The 25,047-nt window shown below is 41.4% G+C and carries 18 protein-coding genes and 5 pseudogenes; 3 read left to right on the top strand and 20 right to left on the bottom strand.

The window, feature by feature from the left end:
* The first annotated feature begins 56 nt into the window (after positions 1-56).
* Together AC075L_RS14300 and AC075L_RS14295 are read left to right on the top strand one after the other, a co-directional pair.
* Positions 57-1,253, top strand: coding sequence for an ATP-binding protein (locus AC075L_RS14300; protein WP_008704894.1), 1,197 nt, complete (start codon positions 57-59; stop codon positions 1,251-1,253).
* Positions 1,254-1,426: 173 nt separating this feature from the next.
* Complete coding sequence (locus AC075L_RS14295) at positions 1,427-1,600, top strand: hypothetical protein (protein ID WP_008704896.1); 174 nt, start codon at positions 1,427-1,429, stop codon at positions 1,598-1,600.
* 390 nt (positions 1,601-1,990) lie between these two features.
* Here AC075L_RS14295 and AC075L_RS14290 read toward each other — a convergent pair.
* The 15 genes and pseudogenes from AC075L_RS14290 to AC075L_RS14220 all read right to left on the bottom strand — a co-directional run.
* Positions 1,991-3,206 (bottom strand): annotated as a pseudogene (locus tag AC075L_RS14290) (LL-diaminopimelate aminotransferase).
* 250 nt (positions 3,207-3,456) lie between these two features.
* The gene (gatB, locus tag AC075L_RS14285) at positions 3,457-4,899 is read right to left on the bottom strand and encodes an Asp-tRNA(Asn)/Glu-tRNA(Gln) amidotransferase subunit GatB (RefSeq protein WP_334303973.1); all 1,443 of its coding nucleotides are present in this window, start codon (positions 4,897-4,899) and stop codon (positions 3,457-3,459) included.
* Positions 4,896-6,365: an Asp-tRNA(Asn)/Glu-tRNA(Gln) amidotransferase subunit GatA gene (gene gatA, locus AC075L_RS14280; protein ID WP_008704899.1), complete on the bottom strand. Its 1,470-nt coding sequence runs from the start codon at positions 6,363-6,365 to the stop codon at positions 4,896-4,898. The genes gatB and gatA overlap by 4 nt, the downstream gene beginning before the upstream one ends.
* An 11-nt stretch (positions 6,366-6,376) precedes the next feature.
* A complete protein-coding gene (gatC, locus tag AC075L_RS14275) occupies positions 6,377-6,670 on the bottom strand; it encodes an Asp-tRNA(Asn)/Glu-tRNA(Gln) amidotransferase subunit GatC (RefSeq protein WP_008704901.1) in 294 nt (97 codons plus the stop codon).
* A 62-nt stretch (positions 6,671-6,732) separates the two neighbouring features.
* Positions 6,733-8,064 carry an aspartate--tRNA(Asn) ligase gene (gene aspS / locus AC075L_RS14270; protein ID WP_020993706.1) on the bottom strand — a complete coding sequence of 444 codons (1,332 nt, stop codon included), beginning with the start codon at positions 8,062-8,064 and terminating at the stop codon, positions 6,733-6,735.
* A 391-nt stretch (positions 8,065-8,455) separates the two neighbouring features.
* Positions 8,456-9,010: an ANTAR domain-containing response regulator gene (locus AC075L_RS14265; protein ID WP_008704904.1), complete on the bottom strand. Its 555-nt coding sequence runs from the start codon at positions 9,008-9,010 to the stop codon at positions 8,456-8,458.
* A gap of 248 nt (positions 9,011-9,258) precedes the next feature.
* Complete coding sequence (glnA, locus tag AC075L_RS14260) at positions 9,259-10,581, bottom strand: type I glutamate--ammonia ligase (RefSeq protein WP_476387833.1); 1,323 nt, start codon at positions 10,579-10,581, stop codon at positions 9,259-9,261.
* A gap of 292 nt (positions 10,582-10,873) precedes the next feature.
* The gene (locus AC075L_RS14255) at positions 10,874-11,236 is read right to left on the bottom strand and encodes a type II toxin-antitoxin system HicB family antitoxin (RefSeq protein WP_008704906.1); all 363 of its coding nucleotides are present in this window, start codon (positions 11,234-11,236) and stop codon (positions 10,874-10,876) included.
* A complete protein-coding gene (locus AC075L_RS14250; protein ID WP_020993705.1) occupies positions 11,220-11,477 on the bottom strand; it encodes a type II toxin-antitoxin system HicA family toxin in 258 nt (85 codons plus the stop codon). The genes AC075L_RS14255 and AC075L_RS14250 overlap by 17 nt, the downstream gene beginning before the upstream one ends.
* Positions 11,478-11,791: 314 nt before the next feature.
* Positions 11,792-12,964, bottom strand: a complete 1,173-nt coding sequence (locus tag AC075L_RS14245) for a hypothetical protein (protein ID WP_020993704.1) — start codon at positions 12,962-12,964, stop codon at positions 11,792-11,794.
* 3 nt (positions 12,965-12,967) lie between these two features.
* On the bottom strand, positions 12,968-13,375 hold the full coding sequence (locus AC075L_RS14240; RefSeq protein ID WP_256280413.1) for an ATP-binding cassette domain-containing protein: 408 nt from the start codon (positions 13,373-13,375) through the stop codon (positions 12,968-12,970).
* A 23-nt stretch (positions 13,376-13,398) separates the two neighbouring features.
* The gene (locus tag AC075L_RS14235; protein WP_020993702.1) at positions 13,399-13,662 is read right to left on the bottom strand and encodes an ATP-binding cassette domain-containing protein; all 264 of its coding nucleotides are present in this window, start codon (positions 13,660-13,662) and stop codon (positions 13,399-13,401) included.
* On the bottom strand, positions 13,659-14,504 hold the full coding sequence (locus tag AC075L_RS14230; protein ID WP_008704913.1) for a MerR family transcriptional regulator: 846 nt from the start codon (positions 14,502-14,504) through the stop codon (positions 13,659-13,661). Before AC075L_RS14230 ends, AC075L_RS14235 begins: the two co-directional genes overlap by 4 nt.
* Before the next feature lie 93 nt (positions 14,505-14,597).
* On the bottom strand, positions 14,598-14,777 hold the full coding sequence (locus AC075L_RS14225; protein ID WP_330380567.1) for a TnpV protein: 180 nt from the start codon (positions 14,775-14,777) through the stop codon (positions 14,598-14,600).
* Positions 14,778-14,830: 53 nt separating this feature from the next.
* A pseudogene (locus AC075L_RS14220) lies at positions 14,831-15,112 on the bottom strand (site-specific integrase); the annotation flags it as partial.
* Between AC075L_RS14220 and AC075L_RS14215 the strand changes: the two are divergent.
* Positions 15,105-15,551 (top strand): annotated as a pseudogene (locus tag AC075L_RS14215) (transcriptional regulator); the annotation flags it as partial. The pseudogenes AC075L_RS14220 and AC075L_RS14215 overlap by 8 nt on opposite strands.
* A 261-nt stretch (positions 15,552-15,812) precedes the next feature.
* On the opposite strand, the gene AC075L_RS14210 reads toward AC075L_RS14215, so the two are convergent.
* The 5 genes and pseudogenes from AC075L_RS14210 to AC075L_RS14190 form a co-directional block, all read right to left on the bottom strand.
* Positions 15,813-17,297, bottom strand: coding sequence for a glutamate synthase subunit beta (locus AC075L_RS14210; RefSeq protein ID WP_008704919.1), 1,485 nt, complete (start codon positions 17,295-17,297; stop codon positions 15,813-15,815).
* 121 nt (positions 17,298-17,418) lie between these two features.
* A pseudogene (gene gltB / locus AC075L_RS14205) lies at positions 17,419-21,974 on the bottom strand (glutamate synthase large subunit).
* Positions 21,975-21,990: 16 nt separating this feature from the next.
* Positions 21,991-23,616, bottom strand: a complete 1,626-nt coding sequence (locus AC075L_RS14200) for a CTP synthase (RefSeq protein WP_008704921.1) — start codon at positions 23,614-23,616, stop codon at positions 21,991-21,993.
* Positions 23,617-23,989: 373 nt separating this feature from the next.
* Entirely contained in the window at positions 23,990-24,217 is a 228-nt protein-coding gene (locus AC075L_RS14195) for an HPr family phosphocarrier protein (protein ID WP_020993699.1), read from the bottom strand.
* A gap of 269 nt (positions 24,218-24,486) precedes the next feature.
* Positions 24,487-25,047, bottom strand: a pseudogene (locus AC075L_RS14190) (amidophosphoribosyltransferase); the annotation flags it as partial.

The following is a 25,047-nucleotide window of genomic DNA, read 5'->3' as shown; positions in this document are numbered from 1 at the left end:
CAACAAAGCGGTTTCGAAAAATGAAAAAACTTCAATTTTTGAAAGTGGGTGACTAAATGAAAACAATCACGAGAGCAAAATATCTCGATAGAATCATTGAACTGAATGGCACTCCTGACATCAAGATCATCACGGGTATTCGTCGATCTGGTAAGTCTAAACTGATGCAGGCATATATTGCGTATCTGAAAAACAACTTTGAAAACATCAATATTATCTTCATTGACTTCATGGATTTAGCATATGAAGAAATCAAGGAATACCATGCCTTACACTCCTATGTGGAAGAACATTATCAGGAAGGCAAAACGAACTACCTGTTTGTAGACGAGGTTCAGATGTGTCCCAAGTTTGAGCTGGCAATCAACAGCCTGTACTCTAAGGGAAAATACGACATCTATGTAACAGGCTCTAATGCTTTCCTGTTGAGTGCGGATCTGGCAACTCTGTTTACCGGACGCTATATTGAAATTCATGTGTTTCCTTTCAGCTTCCAGGAATATTGCCAATATTATGATGATATCAGTGACAAAGATAAGCTCTTTGATGAGTACGCTATCAAGGGCGGTTTAGCAGGTTCCTATGCTTATAGAACCGAAAAAGACAGAACAAACTATATCAAAGAGGTCTACGAAACTATTGTTACAAGGGATTTGGTACAGAAATATAATCTCCCTGACACTTTGGTTTTACAACGTCTGAGCGAGTTCCTTATGGATAATATCAGCAACCTGACTTCTCCTAATAAGATCAGTCAGCTACTGACAGCAAATGAAACTCCAACCAATCATGTAACCGTCGGCAAATACATTAAGTATTTGTGCAATGCTTTTGTATTTTATGATATTAAGAGATACGACATCCGAGGTAAGAAATACCTTGAAAGCTCTGAAAAGTTCTATTTGTGTGACAGCGGTATTCGATATGCAATACTGGGGAGCAGAAATATGGATTATGGCAGAGTATATGAAAACATCGTATGCATCGAGCTTCTTCGCCGTGGATATGATGTTTATGTCGGCAAGCTTTATCAAAAGGAAATCGACTTTGTTGCTCAGAGAGGTAGCGAGAAGTTTTATATTCAGGTCAGCGACAACATTTCCGGGCAGGAAACATTTGAGAGAGAACGCTCTCCTCTGCTTCAGATTCGAGATGCTTATCCGAAAATGATTATTGCCAGAACCAAACATCCCCAATATAGCTATGAAGGAATCCAAATTCACGATATAACCGATTGGTTACTACAAGAATAAATAAGGCGAAATATCTCCGTCATTCTCTTTTGAAATGTTGGATACTTTGCAATAATACAGTAACCATAGATACTGATTCCTTCGGCACTAGCTTCTGCAGCCTTCACAGATACCGGAATCACGCTCTCAAATATCGGAATACTGGTTCCGTATTGTTCCAAGAGATCAATAACATGAAACCAGATATTGAGGAACTGCGCAGAAAATATATGGATAATCCACCTGAAGGCATGACGTCCATGGACATTCGCCGTATGAGCGAGGATGAACTTCTGGATATGGATTATTTCCTAAATGAGGATGAATTGGATGATTATTTTGGCGAAGAAGGTTTCTACATCTTTTAATACCAGTAGGTAGTGTAAAATAGTTTGTGTTTTTGGTAAAAAATAACTCCTTTTTGGTAAGAATTCAGATATGACAATTCTTATCGAAAAGGAGTATTTTTTATGGCAGTTGCAAAGGAACAAATTCGACAGATTATCTCAGAAAACAACATTAATACTTAAATAGTAATCAAATTCCATATATATTTTTATAAAATAGAAACGACAGGTCCGAAACCCTTGATTTTCAAGGATTTTCGTCCTGCCGTTTTTCATTTTCATAGTCAGGTGGATAAAATCATCCGCTTCGCTACGCAGCTCTACACCGAATAACTGCTCCACAGGGAACTTACTTGATTTCGGCTAAATTTTGCGAAATTATAATCCCACTCGTCCCTATCAGGAAGCTGCTTACAGATTCTTAATTCGTTCAATTGCTTCCAGTGTATTCTCTTGTGTTCCAAACGCAGTGAGACGGAAGAATCCCTCACCATGAGCACCGAATCCTGAGCCCGGAGTTCCTACGATGTTGGCTTTTTCAAGGAGATAGTCAAAGAACTCCCAGGAAGTCATCTTATCAGGTGTTTTCAGCCAGATATATGGAGCGTTTACGCCACCGGATACGGAATAGCCTGCTGATGCCAGACCTTCGTAGATGGCTTTGGCATTGCTCATGTAGTAACCTACCTGTTCTTTCAGCTGTGCTTTTCCTTCAGGAGAGTATACCGCCTCTCCTGCACGCTGTACGATGTATGGAGCACCGTTGAATTTAGTGCCATGACGTCTTGCCCAGAGACTGTGGAGATCTACGCCGTCACGAACCAGATCCTTTGGTACAACTGTAAAGCCGAGGCGGACACCTGTGAAACCTGCATTTTTGGAGAAGCTGCGCAGTTCGATGGCGCAGCTTCTTGCTCCTTCGCACTCATAGATGCTGTGCGGTACATCTTCTTCAGAAATGTATGCTTCATATGCTGCATCATAGATAATTACAGAACCGTTTTTATTTGCATAGTCTACCCATTCCTGAAGCTGCGGTTTGGTGATCGCACCACCGGTTGGGTTATTCGGGAAGCAAAGGTAGATAGAGATCCGGTACTTCTTCCGGGAATTCCGGAAGGAAGCCGTTGGATGCTGTACATGGCATATAGATTACGTTATCAAAGTTGCCACGTTCTTTGTTGTATTCTCCTGTACGGCCTGCCATTACGTTTGTATCTACATATACTGGGTATACAGGGTCACACACTGCAATCTTGTTATCCAGTCCGAATATTTCCTGAATATTTCCTGAATCGCTCTTTGCACCGTCAGAGACAAAGATTTCATCTGCTTCAATGTCACAGCCTCTGTCTTTGTAGTCGTTCTTTGCAATAGCAGATCTTAAGAATTCATAACCAAGATCTGGTGCATAACCATGAAAAGTAGCTGCATCACCCATTTCATCTACAGATTTATGAAGTGCCTCAATGATTGCCGAAGCCAGAGGCTGGGTTACATCACCGATTCCCAGTGAGATCACGTTTGCCTGTGGGTTGGCTTCTTTATATGCTTTTACTTTTTTTCCAATTGTGGAAAACAGATAGCTTCCCGGTAATTTCAGATAGTTGTGGTTTACTGTTACCATGTTTGATTTCCTCCCTGGCATGTTTCGCAGTTTTTATATACCTGTCTACAGCAGGCTGCTGCTTTGCCTTTCCATTTCTATTTGTGTCTTTTCTGCAAATATATTTTATTCGAGTTTTATTATACTTAATTATTTAATAATGTAAAGTCTCAAAGTGTTTTCTGAGAATAATTTTTAATATTAACATTACTGTTCACTGGTAATATATTAACATTTTTTACCCCGGGCATAATGTCCGGGGTGATTTATTTTATTTGCGCTTCTCTACTTCTTTCATTAGTGTCTCGCGGACGCTTGCAGGATTTGCCTTGCCTTTCATCTCTTTCATGATCTGACCTACAAAGAAGCCCATGACTTTATCTTTACCTCCCAGAAGTTCTGAAAGTGGTCCTGGGTTAGCATCCAGGATCCTGTTGATGGTTTCTTCCAGAAGTCCTGTGTCTTCTACAATCTTCAGACCATGTTCCTCAATGTAGACTACAGGATCAATGTCTTCCTCAAAGACTTTGTCAAAGACTTTTTTGGCATTCTGAGGGCTGACTTCGGATTTTTCTACCATTACCAAAAGATCTGCAAGATGCTTCGGTGAGAAAGATACCTGTTCCGCATCCATAGCTTTATCTTTTGTCAGGCGGAGTACCTCACCCATAAACCAGTTTGCTGTCTTCTTTGCATTTCCGTAGATTGCTGCTGTTTCTTCAAAAAGACCTGCAAGATGGCGGGATTCTGTAAGGATTCCCGCATCGTATGCCGGAAGTCCGTACTCTTCCTGATAACGGGCCTGTTTCACTTCGCGAAGCTCCGGCTGTTCTGCTTTGATCTTTTCAATCCATGCATCAGAGATATGGATTGGAGGCAGGTCAGGATCTGGGAAATACCTGTAGTCTTTGGCATCCTCCTTGGAACGCATGGCGTAAGAATATTCTTTGTTGTCATCCCAACGGCGTGTCTCCTGTGTAACTGCCTTGCCTTCTTCGATCAGTTCGATCTGACGTTCTCTTTCGCCTTCGATTGCTCTGGCAATGGCTTTGAAAGAGTTCAGGTTCTTCATCTCTGTTCTGGTACCGAATTCTTCTGCTCCCACTTCACGGACAGAAAGGTTAACGTCTGCACGCATGGAGCCTTCCTGAAGCTTACAGTCTGATACACCCAGATACTGCATCATACAACGGAGTTTTTCAAGATAGGCGATTACTTCCTCAGAGCTTCTCATATCCGGCTCGGATACGATCTCGATCAACGGGACACCGCTTCGGTTATAGTCTACCAGGGAGCAGTCTTCCCATTCATCATGAATCAGTTTACCTGCATCCTCTTCCATATGCATTTCATGGATGCGGATTTTCTTTTTGCCTGCAGAGGTTTCAATCTCTACCCATCCGTCATGACAGATTGGCAGATATAACTGAGAGATCTGATAGTTCTGTGGGTTGTCCGGATAGAAATAGTTCTTACGGTCAAATTTGCAGTACTGATGGATCTGGCAGTTTGCTGCAAGACCTGCTTTCAGGGCAAACTCTACTACTTTCTTATTTAATACAGGCAGGGAACCCGGCATACCTGTGCAGACCGGGCATGTATGTGTATTGGGTGCTCCTCCGAATTCAGTGGAGCATCCGCAGAAAATTTTTGTTTTTGTTGCAAGTTCTACATGGACTTCAAGTCCTATGACTGTTTCGTACTGTTTCATTATCTGGTGCCTCCTTCTCCTGGCACGGCAAAGGAGCCGCGGCTGGTTTCATAGGCGTGTGCTGCACGCAGGATTTTCTTTTCCATGAAGCAGTCCCCGATCATCTGGATACCGATTGGGAGACCTTTGCTGTCTTTTCCGCATGGAACTGTAATTCCCGGAAGACCGCAGAGATTGACTGCTACTGTGTAGATATCTCCAAGATACATGGCAAGGGGATCTTTTAAGCTTTCACCGATCTTCGGTGCTGTAAATGGAGATGCAGGTGCAAGGAGCACATCATATTTGCCAAATGCCTGATCAAATTCTTTCTTGATCAGGGCTTTTGTGCGGAGTGCCTTCAGATAGTATGCATCATAATAACCGGAGCTTAACACGAAGGAACCAAGCATGATACGGCGTTTTACTTCCTCACCGAAACCTGCTGTTCTGGTCTTTTTGTACATGTCGTGAAGACCTTCATATTCTGCTGCACGGAAACCGTACTTCACTCCATCGAAACGTTCCAGGTTGGAACTTGCTTCTGCACTGGCGATAATATAATAAGCCGGAATCATGTATTCCATGGTTTTGATAGAGAAGAATTCTACTTCTGCTCCCAGTTCTTTCAGCGTATCAAGAACACCCATAAAAGATGCTTTTACTTCCGGATCAAGTCCCTCTGCCAGATATTCTTCAGGAACTCCGAATTTCATCCCCTTGATATCTCCTGTCAGTTCTTTGGAGAACTGAAGGTCTTCTCTTTTCATGGATGTGCTGTCTTTTGTATCATGTCCTGCAATGATCTCCAGAAGAGCTGCACAGTCAGATACGTCTTTTCCTACAGGTCCGATCTGATCCAGGGAAGATGCATAAGCTACAAGACCATAACGGGATACTGTTCCATAGGTTGGTTTAATTCCGGTTACACCACAGTAGGAACTTGGCTGACGGATAGATCCGCCTGTATCTGAACCAAGTGCCAGATAAGTTTCTCCTGCTGCTACTGCTGCACAGGAACCACCTGAAGAACCGCCCGGTACATGTTCCAGATTCCATGGGTTTCTGGTGATGCCGTAAGCGGAGGTCTCTGTTGTACTTCCCATGGCAAATTCATCCATGTTTGTTTTTCCGATAATGACCAGTCCGGCTTTTTCCAGACGATCAATGACTTCTGCATTATACTGAGGCACAAAATTCTCAAGAATCTTTGATGCACAGGTAGTTTTCTTTCCATTAATACAGATATTATCTTTGATTGCGATCGGTACGCCTGCAAGAGGACTGGTATAAGTACCATCCTCGATGCCTTTTTGTACTTCTTCTGCACGTTTGTATGCTTCTTCTTTATATGTGTCAAGATAAGCGTGTACTTCTGAATCCTGTTTCTCAATCTGTTCAAAAACAGTTTTTACTCCATCCAGGACGCTGACCTGACGCTGTTTTATTTTTTCCCCAAGCTGCAGGGCTGTTAATTTTTCCAACTCCATTGTCCTGTCTCCTATCCTATGGTTTTCGGAACCTGATACTGTCCTTCTTTTGCTTTCGGTGCATTTGCCAGCATTGCTTCTTTGTTGTCTCCGTTTGTGACAACATCCTCACGAAATACGTTTTCATCCTGGAAAATATGGGACATAGGCTCTACTTCCGATGTATCCAGTTCATCCAGCTTCTCTACATAATCAAGCATTTTCTGCATTTCAGCTTTTGCTTTTTCCTTTTCTTCTTCTGAGAGTGAAAGCTTGGCCAGGATGCAGACATTTTCCATTGTTTCATCATCTATGATCTTTGCCATGATTTTCTCCTTATATATACTGCCTGTAACATTCTATATTGCTTTTATTTCCGACTTCTTATTTACGGTTCCAGACGGTTCATATCTCGCGGGAAGAGACAGGTTTCACGAACATTCTCTTCACCGATAAGCTGCATGGTCAGACGTTCCAGACCGATTCCCAGTCCACCGTGAGGCGGCATACCATGTTTGAAGGTATCCAGATACTGTTCCATGCCTTCCTGCGTCATACCTCTGTCTTCAATTTTCTGTACCAGCATATTGTAATCATGGATACGCTGTCCGCCTGTTGTGATCTCAAGGCCTTTGAATAACAGGTCAAAGCTTAAGGTAAATCTTGCGTCTTCCGGATCATCCATTGCATAGAATGGACGTTTCTTTGACGGATAATGTGTGACAAATACGAAATCTGAGCCATATTCTTCTTTGAAATACTGTCCGATCAGTGCTTCCTCTTCCGGCTCCAGGTCAAATGGGTTTCTGATCTTACGATTGTATTTCTGAGATACCAGTTCTTTGGCTACATCGAAACGGACTGCCGGGATTTTGGACACGTCCGGAATATCAAGCTTCAGGATCTGTACTTCTTTTGCATATTCTGTTTTCAGAAGGTTCATGGCATACTGGAGGAATCCTGTTTCCATTGCCATAATTTCTTCGAAGCTGTCAATATATCCCATCTCGAAGTCCAGACTGGTGTATTCATTTAAGTGACGTTTGGTATTATGTTTCTCAGCCCGGAATACGGGGCCTGTCTCAAATACTCTGTCAAATACGCCAACCATCATCTGTTTGTAAAACTGTGGGCTCTGCGCAAGTACTGCAGGTTTGTGGAAGTAGCTGAATTTGAAAAGGTTTGCCCCACCCTCTGCTCCTCTGGCTCCGATCTTTGGAGTGTGGATTTCTGTGAATCCCTGTCCGTAGAGATAATCGCGGAATGCTTTTGTCAGTGCCTCCTGGATTTTAAATTTGGAACGCTCCTGAATATTTCTCAGGGAAATCGGTCTGTAGTTTAATTTTGCTTCCAGGGAAGTGTTCAGTTTCCATTTGTCGATTGCCATTGGAAGTGGCTCTGCCGGTGTTGATAAAATATCAATATGACGAATACGAAGCTCTCTTCCGTGGGGTGCTCTCTCCTCTTCATGCAGGATTCCTTTCACCCTGATCGTCATTGCTTCCTTCAATTCATGAATGGAAACATTTGCCATTTCATTTTCATAGACTGTCTGGAATAAACCTTCCCTTCTTCTAAGAATGATAAATGCCACATCACCCATATTACGGATGCTGTGAACAGCGCCTTCGATTACGGCTTCCTGGTTCAGGAGATTATTACCTACGAGTTCCTCCCAGGTATTGATTTCTTTTTTCCATGTTCCATCCATAAATTCCATTTCCTCATCCTCCATTTCTTCATTTCTGAAAACCTTTGTGATATCTTCACTGGTTTCAAGTTCAAAAGACTTTTCGTGCAAGCACAACGACTTTTTGGCTTAAAACCCTGGAATATCAAAAAGGCGTAATCAGAAAATCCGGAGACACTTATCCCCCTGGACTCTCTGATTACGCCTTTGTAATCATTCTTCCTGTTATTATCTATTTTATGTTTGTTTGTGTTCTTTCTATATATAATATGATGTTAGGGTCAAAATATATTTTGCCTCTAACTTGATATGAACAAAAATATATTCTGTATATTACCACATATTCTGTCAAAATAATATCGTCATTTTTTACAAAATTTTTCTTATTATTTTACGGAATTGCTACAGTACATACGATAAATCAAATCTCATCATACATCAGCATGAGCAGCATCTGTGCAGTTTCTACCATATTAGTACCGGAATCCATACTGCATTTCTGGATATGTCTGTATGCTTCCTCTTCTGTCATCTGGTTTTTTTCCATCAGAAGGCGTTTGGCATTCGAGATATAATTCTGTTCTTTTTCTGATCTGGGCTTTGGTTTCTTTTTTTCTTTTTTGATCCGGCGTTCCAGATGATAGAGCATGTCATTGACCGTATCTATCAGTGCGCTTGCTTTCATCGGCATCTGTACAGTGCTGACGGAATTCGGTGCTTCATCTATAATACGCTGAGAAGCCAGAAGCAGCATTTCAAAATACTGTGGCAGGTCATCGAGAGCGTCTTTATAATAGGCATCTGTCAGCTTATACCCGCATATCAGGACACCACTGTCAAGCTCTGAAATATTGGCCAGCGCATTAGAGACAGAGCTGCAGACAGAGGCTACTGTGAGCCCATGTCTGTTAAGTATTGTGCGGATTTTCTTTGCGTCTTCAATTTTCGGTAACGCAATCACAATGCTGCTGCTCATAACTCTGCCACTCCTATTTCTGTTACAGCCTGAGTTTCCGTCCACTGTTTATTGCTTTTTGCAACCTCTGCAGGGGACTTGTTTGATTTTGATCAAGCGGATGTTCGCAATCCGCTTCGCTACTTGCTCATAACCGAATAACTGCTTCGCAGTTTATCAGAAGAAGCTTCGCTCCTCCTGATACAAACAAGTCCCCACCCACTGCTTATTGCCTTTTACAATTTCTACAGGGGACTTGTTTGATTCGGTTAAATTCTGTATAAGTATTCCTCGATTTCCCAGGCTGAAATTTCTCTTGTATAGCGCAGCCATTCTTTTTTCTTGGCTGCTGCGTATTCTTTACAAAATTCTGTTCCAAGTACTTCTTTGATCCAGTCACTCTGTTCGAAGTAATCAATTGCTTCGTTCAAATTTCCCGGAAGATTTTCAATCTTCATTGTTTTCTGATCTGTTTCGGATAACTCTCTGCTGGAGGACTTAGTCGGATAAATCTTCTTATTGATTCCATCCAGTCCTGCTGCCAGACATACTGCAAATACCAGATACGGATTTGCTGCTGCATCCGGACTTCTCAGTTCGATCCTTGTCTCCATACCTCTGGATCCCAGAATTCTTACCAGTGAATTCTGGTTATTCTTCGTCCATGTCAGTTCTGTCGGTGCTTCATAGCCCGGAACCAGACGTTTGTAGGAATTTACGATAGGATTGGTGATCAGTGCCATCTCTTTGCTGTGAGCCAGAAGACCTCCTACGAAGTAATAAGCTTCTTCGCTTAATTCCTGTGGATTTCCCGGATTAACGAATACATTTCTTCCATCTTTAAATAAGGAGAAATGAATGTGCATTCCGGAGCCGTTTACTTCTGCCCTTGGTTTCGGCATAAATGTCGCATGAAGTCCATGGCGTTTGGCAATGGTACGGACCGTCATCTTGAATGACATGATCCGATCTGCAATCGTACGGACTTCACCGTATTTGAAATCTACTTCGTGCTGTGCAGGAGCAGTTTCATGGTGAGAAGATTCTACCTCAATCCCCATGTCTTCTAGATTTAATACAATATCACGTCTTGCGTTTTCACCCAGATCCACAGGGCTGACATCCAGATATCCGGCCTTTTCATGTGTTACAGTAGTCGGAACTCCGTTATCATCGGTATGAAAAAGGAAAAATTCACATTCCGGATCTACCAGACAGGTGTATCCCTCCTTCTTTGCCTCCCGGGCGGTTTTCTTCAGGATATATCTCGGACTTCTCTCATGAGGGGTTCCGTCCGGACAATAGATATCGCATAACAGTCTGGCAACTTTTCCCTGCTGTGGTCTCCATGGGAGAATTGCAAAAGTGTCAAGATCCGGTCTTAAGTACATATCCGGTTCAGATTCTCCTGCGATTCCTGCGATAAAGGAACCATCTACAATACATCGGTTATCCAGCGCACGGGGAAGTTCCCGGGCAGTTATGGCGATGTTTTTCAGCGTTCCAAACATATCTGTGAACTGGAGACGGATAAATTCCACGTCTTCCTCCTCAGCCATCTGTAATATTTCTTCTCTGGTATAATTCCCCATTTTCATTCACTCCTTGTCAGCATAGTTTCTGCTGTTTTTGCTTTCTTAATGATTCTTCGATACAGTTTTGTCCTGTCTGGAAGTTTTATAAATTCTTTTTATAATGATATAAAAAATGACGCACTTTCTACAGTTACTTTTCTATAGAAAGAACGCCTTTGTTCATGTAGGCAATTATAGCAACATGACTATTTTTTGTCAACTGCTTATTTTTATAAATAAATCACCGGCTCTTTCCATGTTACTGTGCGCTCCGCTTTCAATAACACGCTTTGCTGCTTACTTATAATCGCTATTTTGAGAATACCGCATCATTTCTCGAAAGAAGATATACGCAGTACTGATTCATACTGATTCCCTCTCTCTGAGAATGTTCTGCCAGTAGTCTATGCAGGCTTCTTGGAATTCTCAGTTTAAACTGTCCGGAATAATCTTCAAGGCTATCCGGCTCATGGATTTCTACTCCTTCTTCTAATGCAGCTTCAAGCCATGCTTTTTTTGCATCCAGGGCATTTGAAATTGCACTTTCCACTGTTTCTCCGCAGGTAATGCAACCAGGGAGATCCGGATACGAAACTACGAATCCTCCTTCGGTTTTATCTTCTACAACTTCCATACGATAGGACATTGACATATAATCATTCAGTGTCTTCATGATTCTTCGCCTCACTTTCTACTATTTCCCTTACCATTTCTACATATACTTTCTTTATCGGCTCATGTTTTGGTATTGTAATGGGCATGCATCCAGACTTTCTAAATGTATAATGACTGCTTCCACTTCTCGGAGCATTCATTTCATATCCATAACTTTCCAATACTTTTCGCAATTCATCAAACCGAAGATCTTTTGATAAATTACATATGCGTGTTATCAGTTTATCCCATTTTGACATTCTTATATCTCCTATTTACATTATATGTGGTATCGTATATGGTGTCAATCAATTTTTCTATGCTAAATTTGAAAAGGTTTCCGTATTCTCCGAAAGAGAAATACGCAAAATATAAATTCAAAAATACTGTCTTTTGTGCTTAATCATAAAGGGAAATGGATGAGCCGAATGGTTCAAAAATTATTTTAGATATGTAGATATGCAAATTTAATGTAACAAAAGTATTATTTGCTGTGGATAATAGCAATATGTTCCGACTCAAATTATAAGCGGTTTTGCTTAGAAAATCAATAAGCTTATTGTAAAAAAAACATCTACCATACTCTCATAGATAACAATGACAAAATATAAAATGGAAGTATATATAGTAACCTTTGCAGCCGGTTCTTTGCTGTATATATTATAATACTCTGAATCGGCATCCATATCCAAAGGAGAATACTAAATAATTCAAATTTATACGCTATCCAATAACAGAGCATCGGGAGTAACAACAAGAACATTCCAATAACTGACTTGCATTGTAATTTTTCTTTTAAAGAATATCTGAGCGGAAATCCTTTTTTAACTAAACGTAATTCATTTTGCACATTATAGCTGACAACATTCTGTCCTAATATCAATATAGAAAACAATAATACATACTCAATATATTTTCCCTCTATCTGCGATAATAACATTGTGATTAAAACAATCGCAAAATACTGATACATAATCTGTTTCTTTCTTCTAATAACACTAACCACCTCATAAACCATCAAAAAACGGTAGCGGTTGCCATAATATTTCTTCATCAGTCCCTTCATTTCTCTCTGATTATTTTGGAAAAACACTTCATCCTGTGTTTGCAAGACTGTATCATATTCCCTATTCAAAAAACCATATAACATCTGATTATATTGTTGAAAGAACGGGATAATTGCTTGATAGCTAAAATAAGGATATAAAATGAAATATAATCCGTAAATGATCAATAGTACACTGGCAACAAATACACTTCTATTAAAAAAGCAAATCATTACTACTGCTAACATACATATATTCGTAATATCCCGATATTTATATTGCGTCGATAAAACCGTATGCATATTGACGATTGGGTTACAGATCATAACCACAATAAACTGTCTCAAAACTATTCCCTCCATTGGGAAAGCCCAAAATAAAATCAACGCAACACACAACGTCAGTACCGTGCTTTTTCCTATCTTCTTCACTCGCCAAATATATGTTTTTTCTATTTTCCAAATATAAGTTTCAGGAGAAATACGCATTCTTGGTATTGTTCCAAACAAATTCATAAACAAGAAGCAGAGAATACCATACGGTATAAAAACAGCAATATCCATTCCATGGGTTGTCTGAATCATAGATTGTAATATAAGAATACATGGCACAATAGCAATCAGTATAAGATAAGCACCTATATTTCGTTTAATCATTCTAACTGCAAATTTGAATCTCTGTTTCAAAAGCAACTGATACATACTTTATTCCCCTTCAGATAAAATCTTTGCGATTTTCTCTCTATCAACTTCCTCCGTATTGATTTCTCTAATTTGTCCGTTATGTAACAAAAGACACTTGTCACAAACATTTTGTAAACACTCTATATCATGGCTTGAAATAATGTAAATTCCTTTTTCTTTCTTGTGAAACTCTACCATTACATTTTCTAAAAGTTTCATTTGGACAGGATCAAGCCCTGAGAATGGTTCATCAAAAATAGTAATTTTTTCTTCTTGTATCATTGCACAAGCATTATTTAGTCGTTGCATTGTACCTTTTGAAAGTTCTGACGGAGAATAGTTCTCATACTTTTTTAATCCCAACCCATCTAAAATCCTCTCGATTTTATCAAATGCCTCTTGCTTTTTTATCTTTCTACTCGAAGCAATTAAAAGAAAATTTTCATATATTGTCAGCTCATTAAAAAACTTGGTTGATCCATTGCATAGGCAACCGGCATATCAAGATAATCAACCTTGTTCATTTTTTCTCCGTCGATAGAAATTACTCCCGTATAATTTTTATCATAATTCGAAAGTATATTCAAAAGGGTAGTCTTTCCAGCTCCATTTCTTCCAACAAGTCCATAAATACAAGTATTTTCAAATGTATAGTTTAAGTTCGAAAAAACGGCTGTTTCACCATATTTTTTAGTTAAATTTGAAATCTGAATCATAAAATTTCTTTTCCTCTCAAATCCATTTTCGTCAATCCGACTACTAACAATCCCATAAAGACTGCCGTGTTCACAAATAAAAGTACAACAACACTTTTTACCACTCCGAAAGTAAAAAGTATTGAGAAAACTTCTACTGACAATACAATAAAACACATATAATTTGTCAAATACTCTGTTATAATTTCTCCATAATAATTATTCATCTGTAATTTGGCATAGATAAAAGGTTTTAATAAATAACGGATTATAACACAAATAACCGGACAAATAAAAATCCAATTTTTATTCACCAAAGATGTTGCCACACCTTTACTCCATTGTACCGGAATTTCTGTCGGCAGCTTAGAATAAGACAATGTCCCAATAATCAAGCATAGTACGGTAATCGTTATCCAAGTAAGCATACTTCCCCATATATACAAAAAGCTAACTGAATCCAGTTTGAAAACAGTTTGATTATCTTTCCAATAATCCTGCAACTCTGTTACATATTGTTCTACCTGTAATTTTTCATAACTAATACTTTCTTCACCCAACATTTTTTCGCACATGCGTTTTGCCTTATTCAAATCAGTAATCTGACTATTTAATATTTCATTCTGCCTCTCAAGCGTTTCCTGCAATGTTACTTTTCCAGATATAATGCTTCGTATATCCTCAATAGAAATTCCTAATGTACGCAGATATGCAATCTTCTTTATATTTTCCACATCATTTTCTGAATAATCTCTATAACCATTACTTTCGTTTCTTGAAGGCTCAATGAGTTTTTCCTTTTCATAAAAACGAACATTAGAACGGGATAAACCTGTTCGTTCTTCTACGTTTTTTATTTTCATGTTATGCACTCCTTTCAAGCAACTCTATTTTATCTTAAGAATAAGCTATAAACAAGGTTTACAGTCAAGCATTTATCCAAAATCTCTTCTCTTTTAGTTATAAATCAATTCAGCATTCACAACCTCTCTTGCTCTACTCCAAATATTATTCATTTCTCCTACCCAAGCCACCTGATCAGTTGCTTTAAGTTGTTCGGTAATACCTTCACTCTCTGCCATCTGCTCTACAATCCTTTCAAAGCGTTTCTGTGCCTGTTCTTCTATACCAGCCAAATAATCATTCAACCTTCCACTTGTAAGCAGATTCAGATATACACCTCTACGATATTCTTTGTGACCGTAAAGATTCGGTCTTTCTTCTTCAATCCGTAAAGCATCTGCAAATATTCCTGCATTTCTTCACAGAGGAACTTCGGCATTTTGATCATACGATTACTTTTCTTTGTTTTCGGTGTGGTAATCACATCTTCGCCGTGTAATCGCTGATAGAACTTATTGATTCTGACCGTTTCTTTCTCAAAATTGAAGTCAGCGGCGGTCAGTGCCAACAATTCTCCCTCACGGATACCGCACCAGTAGAGCATTTCAAAAGCGTAAAAGGAAACAGGAACAAGAAAACCGAAAGCGGAACTTATTGCTGCACTGGCACAGGCTTTGGATGTTTCCCCTCATGCCCTCGATGTGCCTGACATTGACAGCTATATCGGACTGATGCACACTTTATTTACCCTTGAAGATTTGTACGGTCTAACAGTCAGTGAATCAGACGAAGATATCTGCCTGAAAGTCGATACTTCCAAAGACAAGGACGCTCACGAACTCTGGAAAATGCTGTATGCCTGGAAAGAGCAGGCTGACAAGCTATCTTCTGAAGAAATCAGCAAGGACAAATACGATGAGGGGCGTTACCACTACCCGGAATTTGATACTACGCAAACATGGGCAAAAGTTCCGTCACAGAAACTTAGCAACGCTCTGGTCGGAATATTCCAAGACCGACTCAAACCAGATAAATATGGATTTATTTGTTGCACAACCACCTATTAATCATTCTCTAACCCTAAAGCCACTGGATTACAAGGATAATGGCTCTCATACAACCGTTATCAATTTGTTATCAAAAGACTTTTAAAAATGCTGCAAACCCGTATAAACGCTGGATTTACTAAGTATTTTTGTTTATTCAAACTAAACTACAATTATTGTAATACCCGAAACACCCGAAAATCACTTCAAAAAACAAAGGTGCTACTTCCTGACGTCCTTTTCCGTCAGGCAATAGCACCTTTGTCATATTTTATCTTATTTTTACAGATAGGAGTATCCCATCAGCGATTCATCTACCGCCTTCGCAGCTTCTCTGCCTTCGCGGATTGCCCATACTACCAGGGACTGACCTCTGTGCATATCTCCTGCTGTGAAGACTTTGTCTACAGAGGTCTGATACTGATCTGGCTTTGTATCTACGTTGGTTCTTCCGTTGATGGCTACCTTAAATGCGTCTGTTACATATTTCTCACTGCCAAGGAATCCGGCTGCGATGAGAACTACATCTACAGGGATGACTTCTTCAGTACCTTCTACCGGTACCATCATCATTCGTCCGGTCTTTGGATCTTTTTCGCTCTTTAATTTTGTGAGTTTTGCCTGGCAGACATTTCCGTTTTTATCTTTGATAAATTCTGTAACAGTAGTCTGGTATACTCGTGGATCATGTCCGAATACTGCGATAGCTTCTTCCTGGCCATAGTCTGTTTTGAGGACTCTGGGCCACTGCGGCCATGGGTTGGATGGTGTTCTTTCCACTGGCGGCTTCGGCATCATCTCTAACTGGATCACAGATTTGGCACCCAGACGGATAGAAGTTCCCACACAGTCATTTCCTGTATCACCACCACCGATGACCAGAACATTTTTTCCTTTGGCAAGTTCATATGGAACTTTGGCAAAATCAGAGTCCAACAGCGCTTTTGTTACCTGTCCCAGGAAATCTACTGCGAAATAAATTCCTTTTGCATCCCGTCCCGGAACTTTAATGTCTCGTGGATTGGATGCTCCGCAGGCAAGGATGACGCGGTCGAACTGTTTCAGAAGTTCTTCTGCTTTGATGTCCTTTCCTACGTTTACATTTGTAACGAATTTCACTCCCTCTTCTTCCATAAGATGGATTCTTCTGTCAACAACAGCTTTGTCCAGCTTCATGTTAGGGATACCGTAGCGGAGAAGTCCGCCTACACGGTCTTTTCTTTCAAATACAGTTACACTGTGACCTCGTCTGTTCAACTGCTGAGCTGCTGCCAGTCCGGAGGGACCGCTTCCGATGACTGCGATGGATTTACCTGTACGCACTTCCGGGATCTGCGGAGTTACCCATCCGTTCTCGTAGGCTGTCTCGATGATCGCACGTTCATTTTCTTTTGTGGAGACCGGTTCTCCGTTTAAATTACAGGTGCAGGCTGCTTCACAGAGTGCAGGGCAGACACGTGAAGTAAATTCCGGGAAGCTATGTGTCTTGCTCAGTCTTAAGAATGCCTGTTTCCAGTTGCCTGTATAAACCAGATCATTTGTCTCAGGTACAAGGTTGTGCAGAGGGCAGCCGGATGCCATACCGCCGATCATCATACCTGACTGGCAGAACGGGACACCGCATGCCATGCAGCGTGCGCCCTGAAGTTTCTGTTTTTCTTTATTTAAAGGTGTCCTGAATTCTTTGAAATTTGCAATGCGGACCTTTGGCGGCAGAACCTTTGCCGTCTCTCTTTTATACTCTAAAAATCCCGTAGGTTTTCCCATGATTTCCTCCTTTTCGCCGCACCAACCGCGGCAATACTGGTATGGCCCACGCCACCTTTTTATTTATTCTAAAAGATGACGGGGCAACATTGATAAGTTCACACGATATATTCAATTATTATCAATGTTTAGCGCCAATACTTTCATAGAACGCTTCCATCTGTGCCTGCTGACTGTTGAGTCCTTTTTCTTCCAGTTTCGCACTTAAAGTGATCATCTTCTTGTACTCATTCGGAATGAGTTTCTTAAAGTGCGGCAGATAATAATCAAAGTCAGCCAGAACTTTCGCACCAAGTTTGGAGCCTGTTGCTTCTACATGAGCTTCAATCAGATCGCGAAGTTCTTTTTTGTCATATTTGTTTTCCACTTTTTCGATGGAAATCATGGCTTTGTTCAGGTTCTTGTAAAGAACATTATCCACATCCAGTACATATGCGATACCGCCGCTCATACCTGCTGCAAAGTTCTTGCCAGTCTTACCAAGTACGACTACGCGGCCACCTGTCATATATTCACAGCCGTGTTCTCCTACGCCTTCTACAACTGCAGATGCACCGGAGTTACGGACTGCGAAACGCTCACCTGCAACACCATTGATAAATGCGGTACCGCTGGTTGCACCGTAGAGGGCAACGTTACCTACGATAATGTTCTCTTCTGCTTTGTATGCAGCTTTCTCCGGAACTTTCAGAATCAGTTTACCACCGGAAAGACCTTTTCCGAAGTAGTCGTTGCTGTCGCCGGTCAGTTCCAGTGTCAGACCTTTCGGAATAAATGCACCGAAACTCTGTCCGCCGGCACCGTTGCAGTGTACAGTGATAGTGTCATCTGCAAGTCCGTCTTTGTTCTTTCTTGTGATCTCTGCACCAAGGATGGTTCCGAATGTACGGTCAATGTTTGTCAGGTTTACAGAAAGCTCTGTTTTCTGACCTTTATTGATGGCATTTACGCATTTCTTAACCAGAACCTTTTCATCCATGGTCTTTTCCAGTTCGAAGTTATATACGGCTTTCGGGTCAAAAGTAACTTTCTGGTCTTTGCCTGCGAACGGATTGTTCAGGATTGCACTTAAATCTACTTTACCCTGATGTGGTTCTGGTACATTGTCTGTCTGAACCAGAAGATCTGTACGTCCAACCATTTCGCTGACTGTACGGAATCCCAGTTTAGACATATACTCTCTTAATTCCTGTGCGATAAAGCGCATGAAATTCTCTACATATTCCGGTTTACCTTTGAATCTCTTACGAAGTTCAGGGTTCTGTGTTGCCACACCAACCGGGCAGGTATCCAGGTTACATACACGCATCATAACGCATCCCATGGTTACAAGCGGAGCTGTTGCAAAACCAAATTCCTCGGCACCCATTAATGCTGCGATCGCAACGTCACGACCACTCATAAGCTTACCGTCTGTCTCAATGCGGACACGGTTTCTCAGACCATTCTTGAGCAGTGTCTGATGTGTTTCTGCAAGTCCAAGTTCCCATGGAAGTCCTGCATTGTGGATAGAACTTCTCGGAGCTGCACCTGTACCTCCGTCATAACCAGAGATCAGGATCGTCTGTGCACCGGCTTTTGCAACACCTGCTGCAACTGTACCGACACCTGCTTCAGATACCAGTTTGACAGAAATATCTGCATATTTATTTGCATTCTTAAGGTCATAGATTAACTGTGCCAGGTCCTCGATAGAATAGATATCGTGGTGCGGTGGCGGGGAAATCAGGCTGACACCAGGTGTGGAATGACGGGTTTTGGCAATCCACGGATATACTTTCTTTGCAGGAAGATGTCCACCTTCACCAGGTTTTGCACCCTGTGCCATCTTGATCTGGATTTCTCTTGCAGATACAAGATAACGGCTGGTTACACCGAAACGTCCACTGGCAACCTGTTTGATCGCGGAGCATCTGTCATCGCTGCTTCCTGCGGAATCCAGTCTTTCGTCACTTTCACCGCCCTCACCTGTATTGGATTTTCCATGAAGGTGGTTCATGGCGATCGCCAGTGTCTCATGTGCTTCCTGTGAAATAGAACCATAGGACATGGCACCTGTCTTAAATCGTTTTACAATATCATCTACGCTCTCCACTTCTTCAAGTGGAACCGGAGTCTCAGCAAACTTAAAGTCCAGAAGTCCTCTTAAGTTTCCGTGGTTTTCTTTATCCACCAGATCTGTGTACTGTTTGAACAGATCGTAGCTTCCAGTCCATGTGGACTGCTGCAGAAGATGAATAGTCTGAGGATTGTAACGATGTTCCTCTCCCTGGCTTCTCATCTTGTGTGCGCCTACGCTGTCCAGAGTCAGGTCTGTAGGAAGTCCTAACGGGTCAAATGCTTCTGAGTGAAGCTTCTCTACATTCTCTTCGATGTCTTCCAGTGTGATTCCGCCTACACGACTGACTGTACCAGTAAAGTATTTCTCGATCACATCTGAGGAAATACCGATTGCCTCGAAGATCTGCATATCCCTGATAAGACTGGATGGTGGAAATACCCATCTTGGAAGCAATCTTTACAATACCGCTGATGACTGCATGATTGTAGTCATCTACTGCTGCATAATAGTCTTTCTCCAGCATATGACTGTCGATCAGTTCATGAATGGTCTCAAGGGCAAGGTACGGGTTGATGGCACTTGCACCGTAACCAAGTAAGGTTGCAAAGTGATGTACTTCTCTTGGCTCACCGGATTCCAGGATAATTGCAAGGGAGGTACTCTTTTTCGTCTTTACCAGGTGCTGATGAACTGCGGATACTGCCAGAAGTGACGGAATCGGCATATGGTTTTCATCTACTCCTCTGTCTGAAAGAACAAGGATGTTTGCACCCTCGCGGAATGCTTTATCTACTTCTACGAAAAGACGATCAATAGCTCTCTCAAGCTTGGTGCTCTTATAATATAAGGTAGAAACAACTGCTGTCTTGAAGCCCTCATGTTTGAAGCTCTTGATTTTCATCATATCTGTATTTGTCAGGATCGGGTTATTAATCTTTAATACCTGACAGTTTTCCGGTTTCTGCTCCAGCAGGTTTCCGTCTTTACCTACATAAACACTTGTGCTGGTAACGATTTCCTCACGGATTGCATCAATCGGAGGGTTGGTAACCTGTGCAAAGAGCTGTTTAAAGTAGTCAAATAATGGTCTGTTCTGTTTGGAAAATACTGCAAGCGGGGTATCCACACCCATAGCTCCGATGCTCTCTGCTCCGTTTAACGCCATGTTTCTGATGGAAGTACGGTACTGCTCATAAGTATAGCCGAATGCTTTCTGCAAGACGTGCTCTCTGCTCAGGTGTATATTCTTCCGGTCTTTCGTTAGGAATCTTGATGTCTTTTAACTGTACCAGATGACTGTCCAGCCATTCACCGTATGGCTGCATTTTTGCATAGCCCTCTTTCAGTTCATTGTCATCGATCACTTTTCCCTTTACAGTATCTACAAGAAGCATTTTTCCGGGATGGAGACGCTCTTTTAATACGATCTTCTCTTCCGGAATTGGCAGAACACCTACTTCTGAGGAAAGGATCATATAGCCGTCAGAAGTAATATAATATCTGGATGGACGGAGACCATTTCTGTCAAGGACTGCACCCATAACATCACCATCAGAGAACAGGATAGATGCAGGTCCGTCCCATGGCTCCATCATAGTTGCATAGTACTGATAAAAGTCACGTTTTGCCTGGGAAATGGTGTCATTGTTTGCCCATGGTTCAGGGATTGTGATCATCACTGCAAGCGGAAGTTCCATACCGCTCATTACCAGAAATTCCAGTGTATTGTCAAGCATTGCAGAGTCGGAACCGTTTCTATTTACAACAGGAAGCACTTTGTGAAGCTGTCCCTCCAGATATGGTGATTCCATATTTTCTTCTCTTGCAAGCATCTTATCTGCGTTGCCGCGGATGGTGTTGATCTCACCATTGTGTACCATAAAGCGGTTAGGATGTGCTCTCTCCCAGCTTGGGTTTGTGTTGGTACTGAAACGGGAATGTACCATGGCGATTGCAGATTCATAATCCGGGTTCTGAAGGTCTTCGAAGAAAGTACGAAGCTGTCCAACCAGGAACATACCTTTGTAAACGATGGTACGGCTGCTCATGGATACTACATAAGTATTATCATTACTCTGTTCAAACTCACGTCTTGCAATGTAAAGCATACGGTCAAATGGAAGACCTTTTTCCACATCTTCCGGCTTTTTGATAAATGCCTGCATAATACATGGCATACATTCTCTTGCCTTGTGTCCAAGCACTTCCGGGAATACCGGGACCTGACGCCATCCGAGAAGTTTCAGACCTTCTTTCTCAAGAATAATCTCAAACATCTTCTTTGCCTGTGCACGTTTGATCTCGTGCTGCGGGAAGAAAAACTGTGCGATGCCATATTCTCTCTCATCGCCAATCTCAAATCCCTCTTTCTTACAGGCTTTCTTGAAAAATTTATGGGAAATCTGGAGAAGGATACCTACACCGTCACCAGTTTTGCCTTCTGCATCCTTACCTGCGCGGTGTTCCAGATGTTCTACGATCTTTAATGCATTTGCAACAGTATCGTGGGTTTTCTTGCCTTTGATATTGACAACTGCTCCGATACCACAGTTGTCATGCTCAAATTCAGACCGGTACAGACCTTGCTGTTGCTGCTGTTCTCTCACTTCTTTCATAATCTCCTCATCCTTTCTATTTCTGCTGCTGTTCTTCGCTTATTTTCTTATCGACGGCCGCCTGGATGAATCCTCTGAATAAAGGATGTGCATGATTCGGGCGGGATTTGAATTCCGGATGGGCCTGAGTTCCTACATAGAACGGGTGCCCTGCGATCTCGATCATCTCTACGATATGATTATCAGGGGAAGTTCCTACGATATTCATTCCCTTCTCCTGAAGTTCTTTACGGAATGCATTGTTTACTTCATAACGATGTCTGTGGCGCTCATGGATTTCTTTTTTGCCAAAGAGTTCATAGGATCTGGAACCTTCTGCAAGAATACATGGATAGCTTCCAAGTCTTAAGGTTCCACCGATATCTTCGATATCTTCCTGATCCGGCATTAATGCAATTACCGGATGCTTTGTCTCCGGATTCAGTTCAATACTGTTTGCATCTTCGTATCCAAGTACATGACGGGCGAATTCTACAATTGCCATCTGCATTCCCAGACAGATTCCAAGATATGGAATCTTATGTACTCTTGCATACTGTGCTGCCAGGATCATTCCTTCTGTACCTCTGTTTCCGAAACCACCCGGAACCAGAATACCATCTACATTGTGAAGCTGCTGATCCAGATTTTTCTCTGTCAGTTCTTCGGAATCGATCCAGTCAAGCTCTACCTTGGCTCTGCAGGAAATTCCGCCATGTTTCAGTGCCTCTACTACACTGAGATATGCATCATGAAGCTGTGTATATTTTCCTACAATTGCGATCTTTACTGTTTTATTCGGATTTCTCAGACTTTCTACCATTTCCTCCCAGTCACTTAAATCCGGTTTTCTGTTTTCAAGACGGAGACTTGAAAGAACTACATCTGCAAGCTTCTCTCTTTCCATTGCAAGAGGAGCTTCATATAAATATTCCACATCCAGGTTCTGAAGTACATGTGATACAGGTACGTTGCAGAATAAAGCGATTTTTTCTTTGATGTCCTCTGTCAGCTCATGTTCACTTCTGCACACCAGTACATCCGGCTGGATTCCCATTCCCTGAAGTTCCTTTACGCTTGCCTGTGTAGGTTTTGTTTTCAGTTCTTCAGATGCCTTTAAATAAGGAATTAATGTTACGTGGATCAGGATTGCATTGTCATGTCCCACATTGAGCTGGAACTGACGAATTGCTTCCAGGAACGGTTGGCTTTCAATATCACCGACTGTTCCTCCCACCTCGATAATGGCAATCTTGTTTTCCTCCGGTGATTTGGCGCGGTAGAAACGGCTCTTAATCTCATTTGTAATATGAGGAATTACCTGTACGGTACCCCCGCCGAAATCCCCGTGACGTTCTTTCTGAAGAACAGACCAGTAAACCTTACCGGTTGTCACATTGGAATTTTTATCAAGACTCTCATCAATGAATCTCTCATAATGTCCCAGATCCAGGTCTGTCTCTGTACCATCGTCTGTTACAAAAACTTCTCCGTGCTGAATCGGGTTCATGGTTCCGGGGTCGATATTGATATAAGGATCAAACTTCTGCATGGTTACCTGGTATCCTCTCGCTTTCAGAAGACGCCCCAGAGATGCAGCTGTGATTCCCTTTCCAAGACCGGAAACAACTCCTCCTGTAACAAATACGTATTTCACTGCCATTTTGATTTCCTCCTCCATCATCCTTTGTTAATAAAAAAGCGTCAGATGCAGCTATCAGAGGGCACTTGACCCATCTGATATTCTGCATCTGACGCCTTTGTCAGATCATCATATCTTCTATAATAATATGTTCAATTGGCTTTCTTTAAAAATATGCTATACTATAAAACATTTTTTTTCGTTTGTCAATAATGAATTTCCCGTTTTTAAGCAAAAACAAATCAAATAAGTTCCTTCTGATAAACTATGAAGCAGTTATATTTTATGGAATTACTCTGAACACAGTCATAATACAGAAAAAACGAATCTGTAGAAGTTCATCTTCCAGACCCGTCTTCTCTGCAATAATTATTCGGTTATAAAAATGCAAAATTTATGCAACTGCAAATTTCTTCAATGTACGATCAAATTCCCGGCTCTCCCCGTGGCAGTCTACTGTCAGTTCTCTGGTCAGATCCAGACTAAGTACACCAAGGATTGATTTGGCATCAATTAAAAATCTGTTGTAATAAACATCAATATCAAAATCACATCTGCTTGCAGCATTCACAAATTCCTGCACCTCTTCAGTTGCATTTAACTTGATTTTACTCTGTGACATCGTGATCACCCTTTCTGAAAACATTCTTTGTTTTTTTCTATCAGACGCCCATATTATGTTCCACATTTCAGAATTTGTCAAGTTTTTAAATTTATCCAATTTTCATAAAGCGCAGGGGTTCTATTGTGCATTTTGTTCGTTTATATATGTTTTCACAGCATTATTTTATACACTATGTATGATTCCATTCTATATTGGTTTTACCATTATGTGAGATTGATTCCATATATCATCGACAGGTTTCTGCATTTTTTATGAATTTTTGCGACTTAACACTTCACAATATCTGCAAACTCCGCATTTGTATAATCCGGAATCTCCATCGGATAATTTCCATCGAAGCATGCCTTACATAAGGGCAGGCCGCCCGCCATTCCTTCCAGATAATCTGTCTGCATGTAGCCAAGAGAATCTGCTCCGATCATTTTACAGATTTCCTCTGTGCTGTGGCTGGCTGCAATGAGCTGATCATTTGACGGCACATCCGTTCCGAAATAGCATGGATGTAAAAATGGCGGTGAACTGATACGTACGTGCACTTCCTTTGCTCCCGCCTCTTTTAACATGTGGATCAGGTTTGCAATGGTTGTTCCACGAACAATAGAATCATCCACCAGAACAATCCTCTTATCTTTTACAACAGATTCCAGCACACTCAGTTTCAGATGAACACTGGACTCACGTTCTTCCTGAGTCGGTTTGATAAATGTTCTTCCAATATAGCTGTTTTTATAGAACGCAAATGCAAACGGGATTCCTGATGCTTCGGAATATCCCTTTGCAGCAGGGGAGTCCGGACTCCGGTACACCTGTTACAAGATCTGCCTCTA

The sequence above is a fragment of the Blautia sp. ZXY-1-B12 genome (assembly GCF_056339915.1).
This window is presented reverse-complemented; position numbering and strand designations above follow the sequence as displayed.

What these genes read in the sequence shown, in the direction of transcription:
- AC075L_RS14300 (WP_008704894.1), top strand. Translation starts at nt 57, where the DNA reads ATGAAAACAATCACGAGAGCAAAATATCTCGATAGAATCATTGAACTG.
- AC075L_RS14295 (WP_008704896.1), top strand. Translation starts at nt 1,427, where the DNA reads ATGAAACCAGATATTGAGGAACTGCGCAGAAAATATATGGATAATCCA.
- gatA (WP_008704899.1), bottom strand. Translation starts at nt 6,365, where the DNA reads ATGGAGTTGGAAAAATTAACAGCCCTGCAGCTTGGGGAAAAAATAAAA.
- gatC (WP_008704901.1), bottom strand. Translation starts at nt 6,670, where the DNA reads ATGGCAAAGATCATAGATGATGAAACAATGGAAAATGTCTGCATCCTG.
- aspS (WP_020993706.1), bottom strand. Translation starts at nt 8,064, where the DNA reads ATGGAATTTATGGATGGAACATGGAAAAAAGAAATCAATACCTGGGAG.
- AC075L_RS14265 (WP_008704904.1), bottom strand. Translation starts at nt 9,010, where the DNA reads ATGAGCAGCAGCATTGTGATTGCGTTACCGAAAATTGAAGACGCAAAG.
- glnA (WP_476387833.1), bottom strand. Translation starts at nt 10,581, where the DNA reads ATGGGGAATTATACCAGAGAAGAAATATTACAGATGGCTGAGGAGGAA.
- AC075L_RS14255 (WP_008704906.1), bottom strand. Translation starts at nt 11,236, where the DNA reads ATGAAGACACTGAATGATTATATGTCAATGTCCTATCGTATGGAAGTT.
- AC075L_RS14250 (WP_020993705.1), bottom strand. Translation starts at nt 11,477, where the DNA reads ATGTCAAAATGGGATAAACTGATAACACGCATATGTAATTTATCAAAA.
- AC075L_RS14245 (WP_020993704.1), bottom strand. Translation starts at nt 12,964, where the DNA reads ATGTATCAGTTGCTTTTGAAACAGAGATTCAAATTTGCAGTTAGAATG.
- AC075L_RS14235 (WP_020993702.1), bottom strand. Translation starts at nt 13,662, where the DNA reads ATGATTCAGATTTCAAATTTAACTAAAAAATATGGTGAAACAGCCGTT.
- AC075L_RS14230 (WP_008704913.1), bottom strand. Translation starts at nt 14,504, where the DNA reads ATGAAAATAAAAAACGTAGAAGAACGAACAGGTTTATCCCGTTCTAAT.
- AC075L_RS14210 (WP_008704919.1), bottom strand. Translation starts at nt 17,297, where the DNA reads ATGGGAAAACCTACGGGATTTTTAGAGTATAAAAGAGAGACGGCAAAG.
- AC075L_RS14200 (WP_008704921.1), bottom strand. Translation starts at nt 23,616, where the DNA reads ATGGCAGTGAAATACGTATTTGTTACAGGAGGAGTTGTTTCCGGTCTT.
- AC075L_RS14195 (WP_020993699.1), bottom strand. Translation starts at nt 24,217, where the DNA reads ATGTCACAGAGTAAAATCAAGTTAAATGCAACTGAAGAGGTGCAGGAA.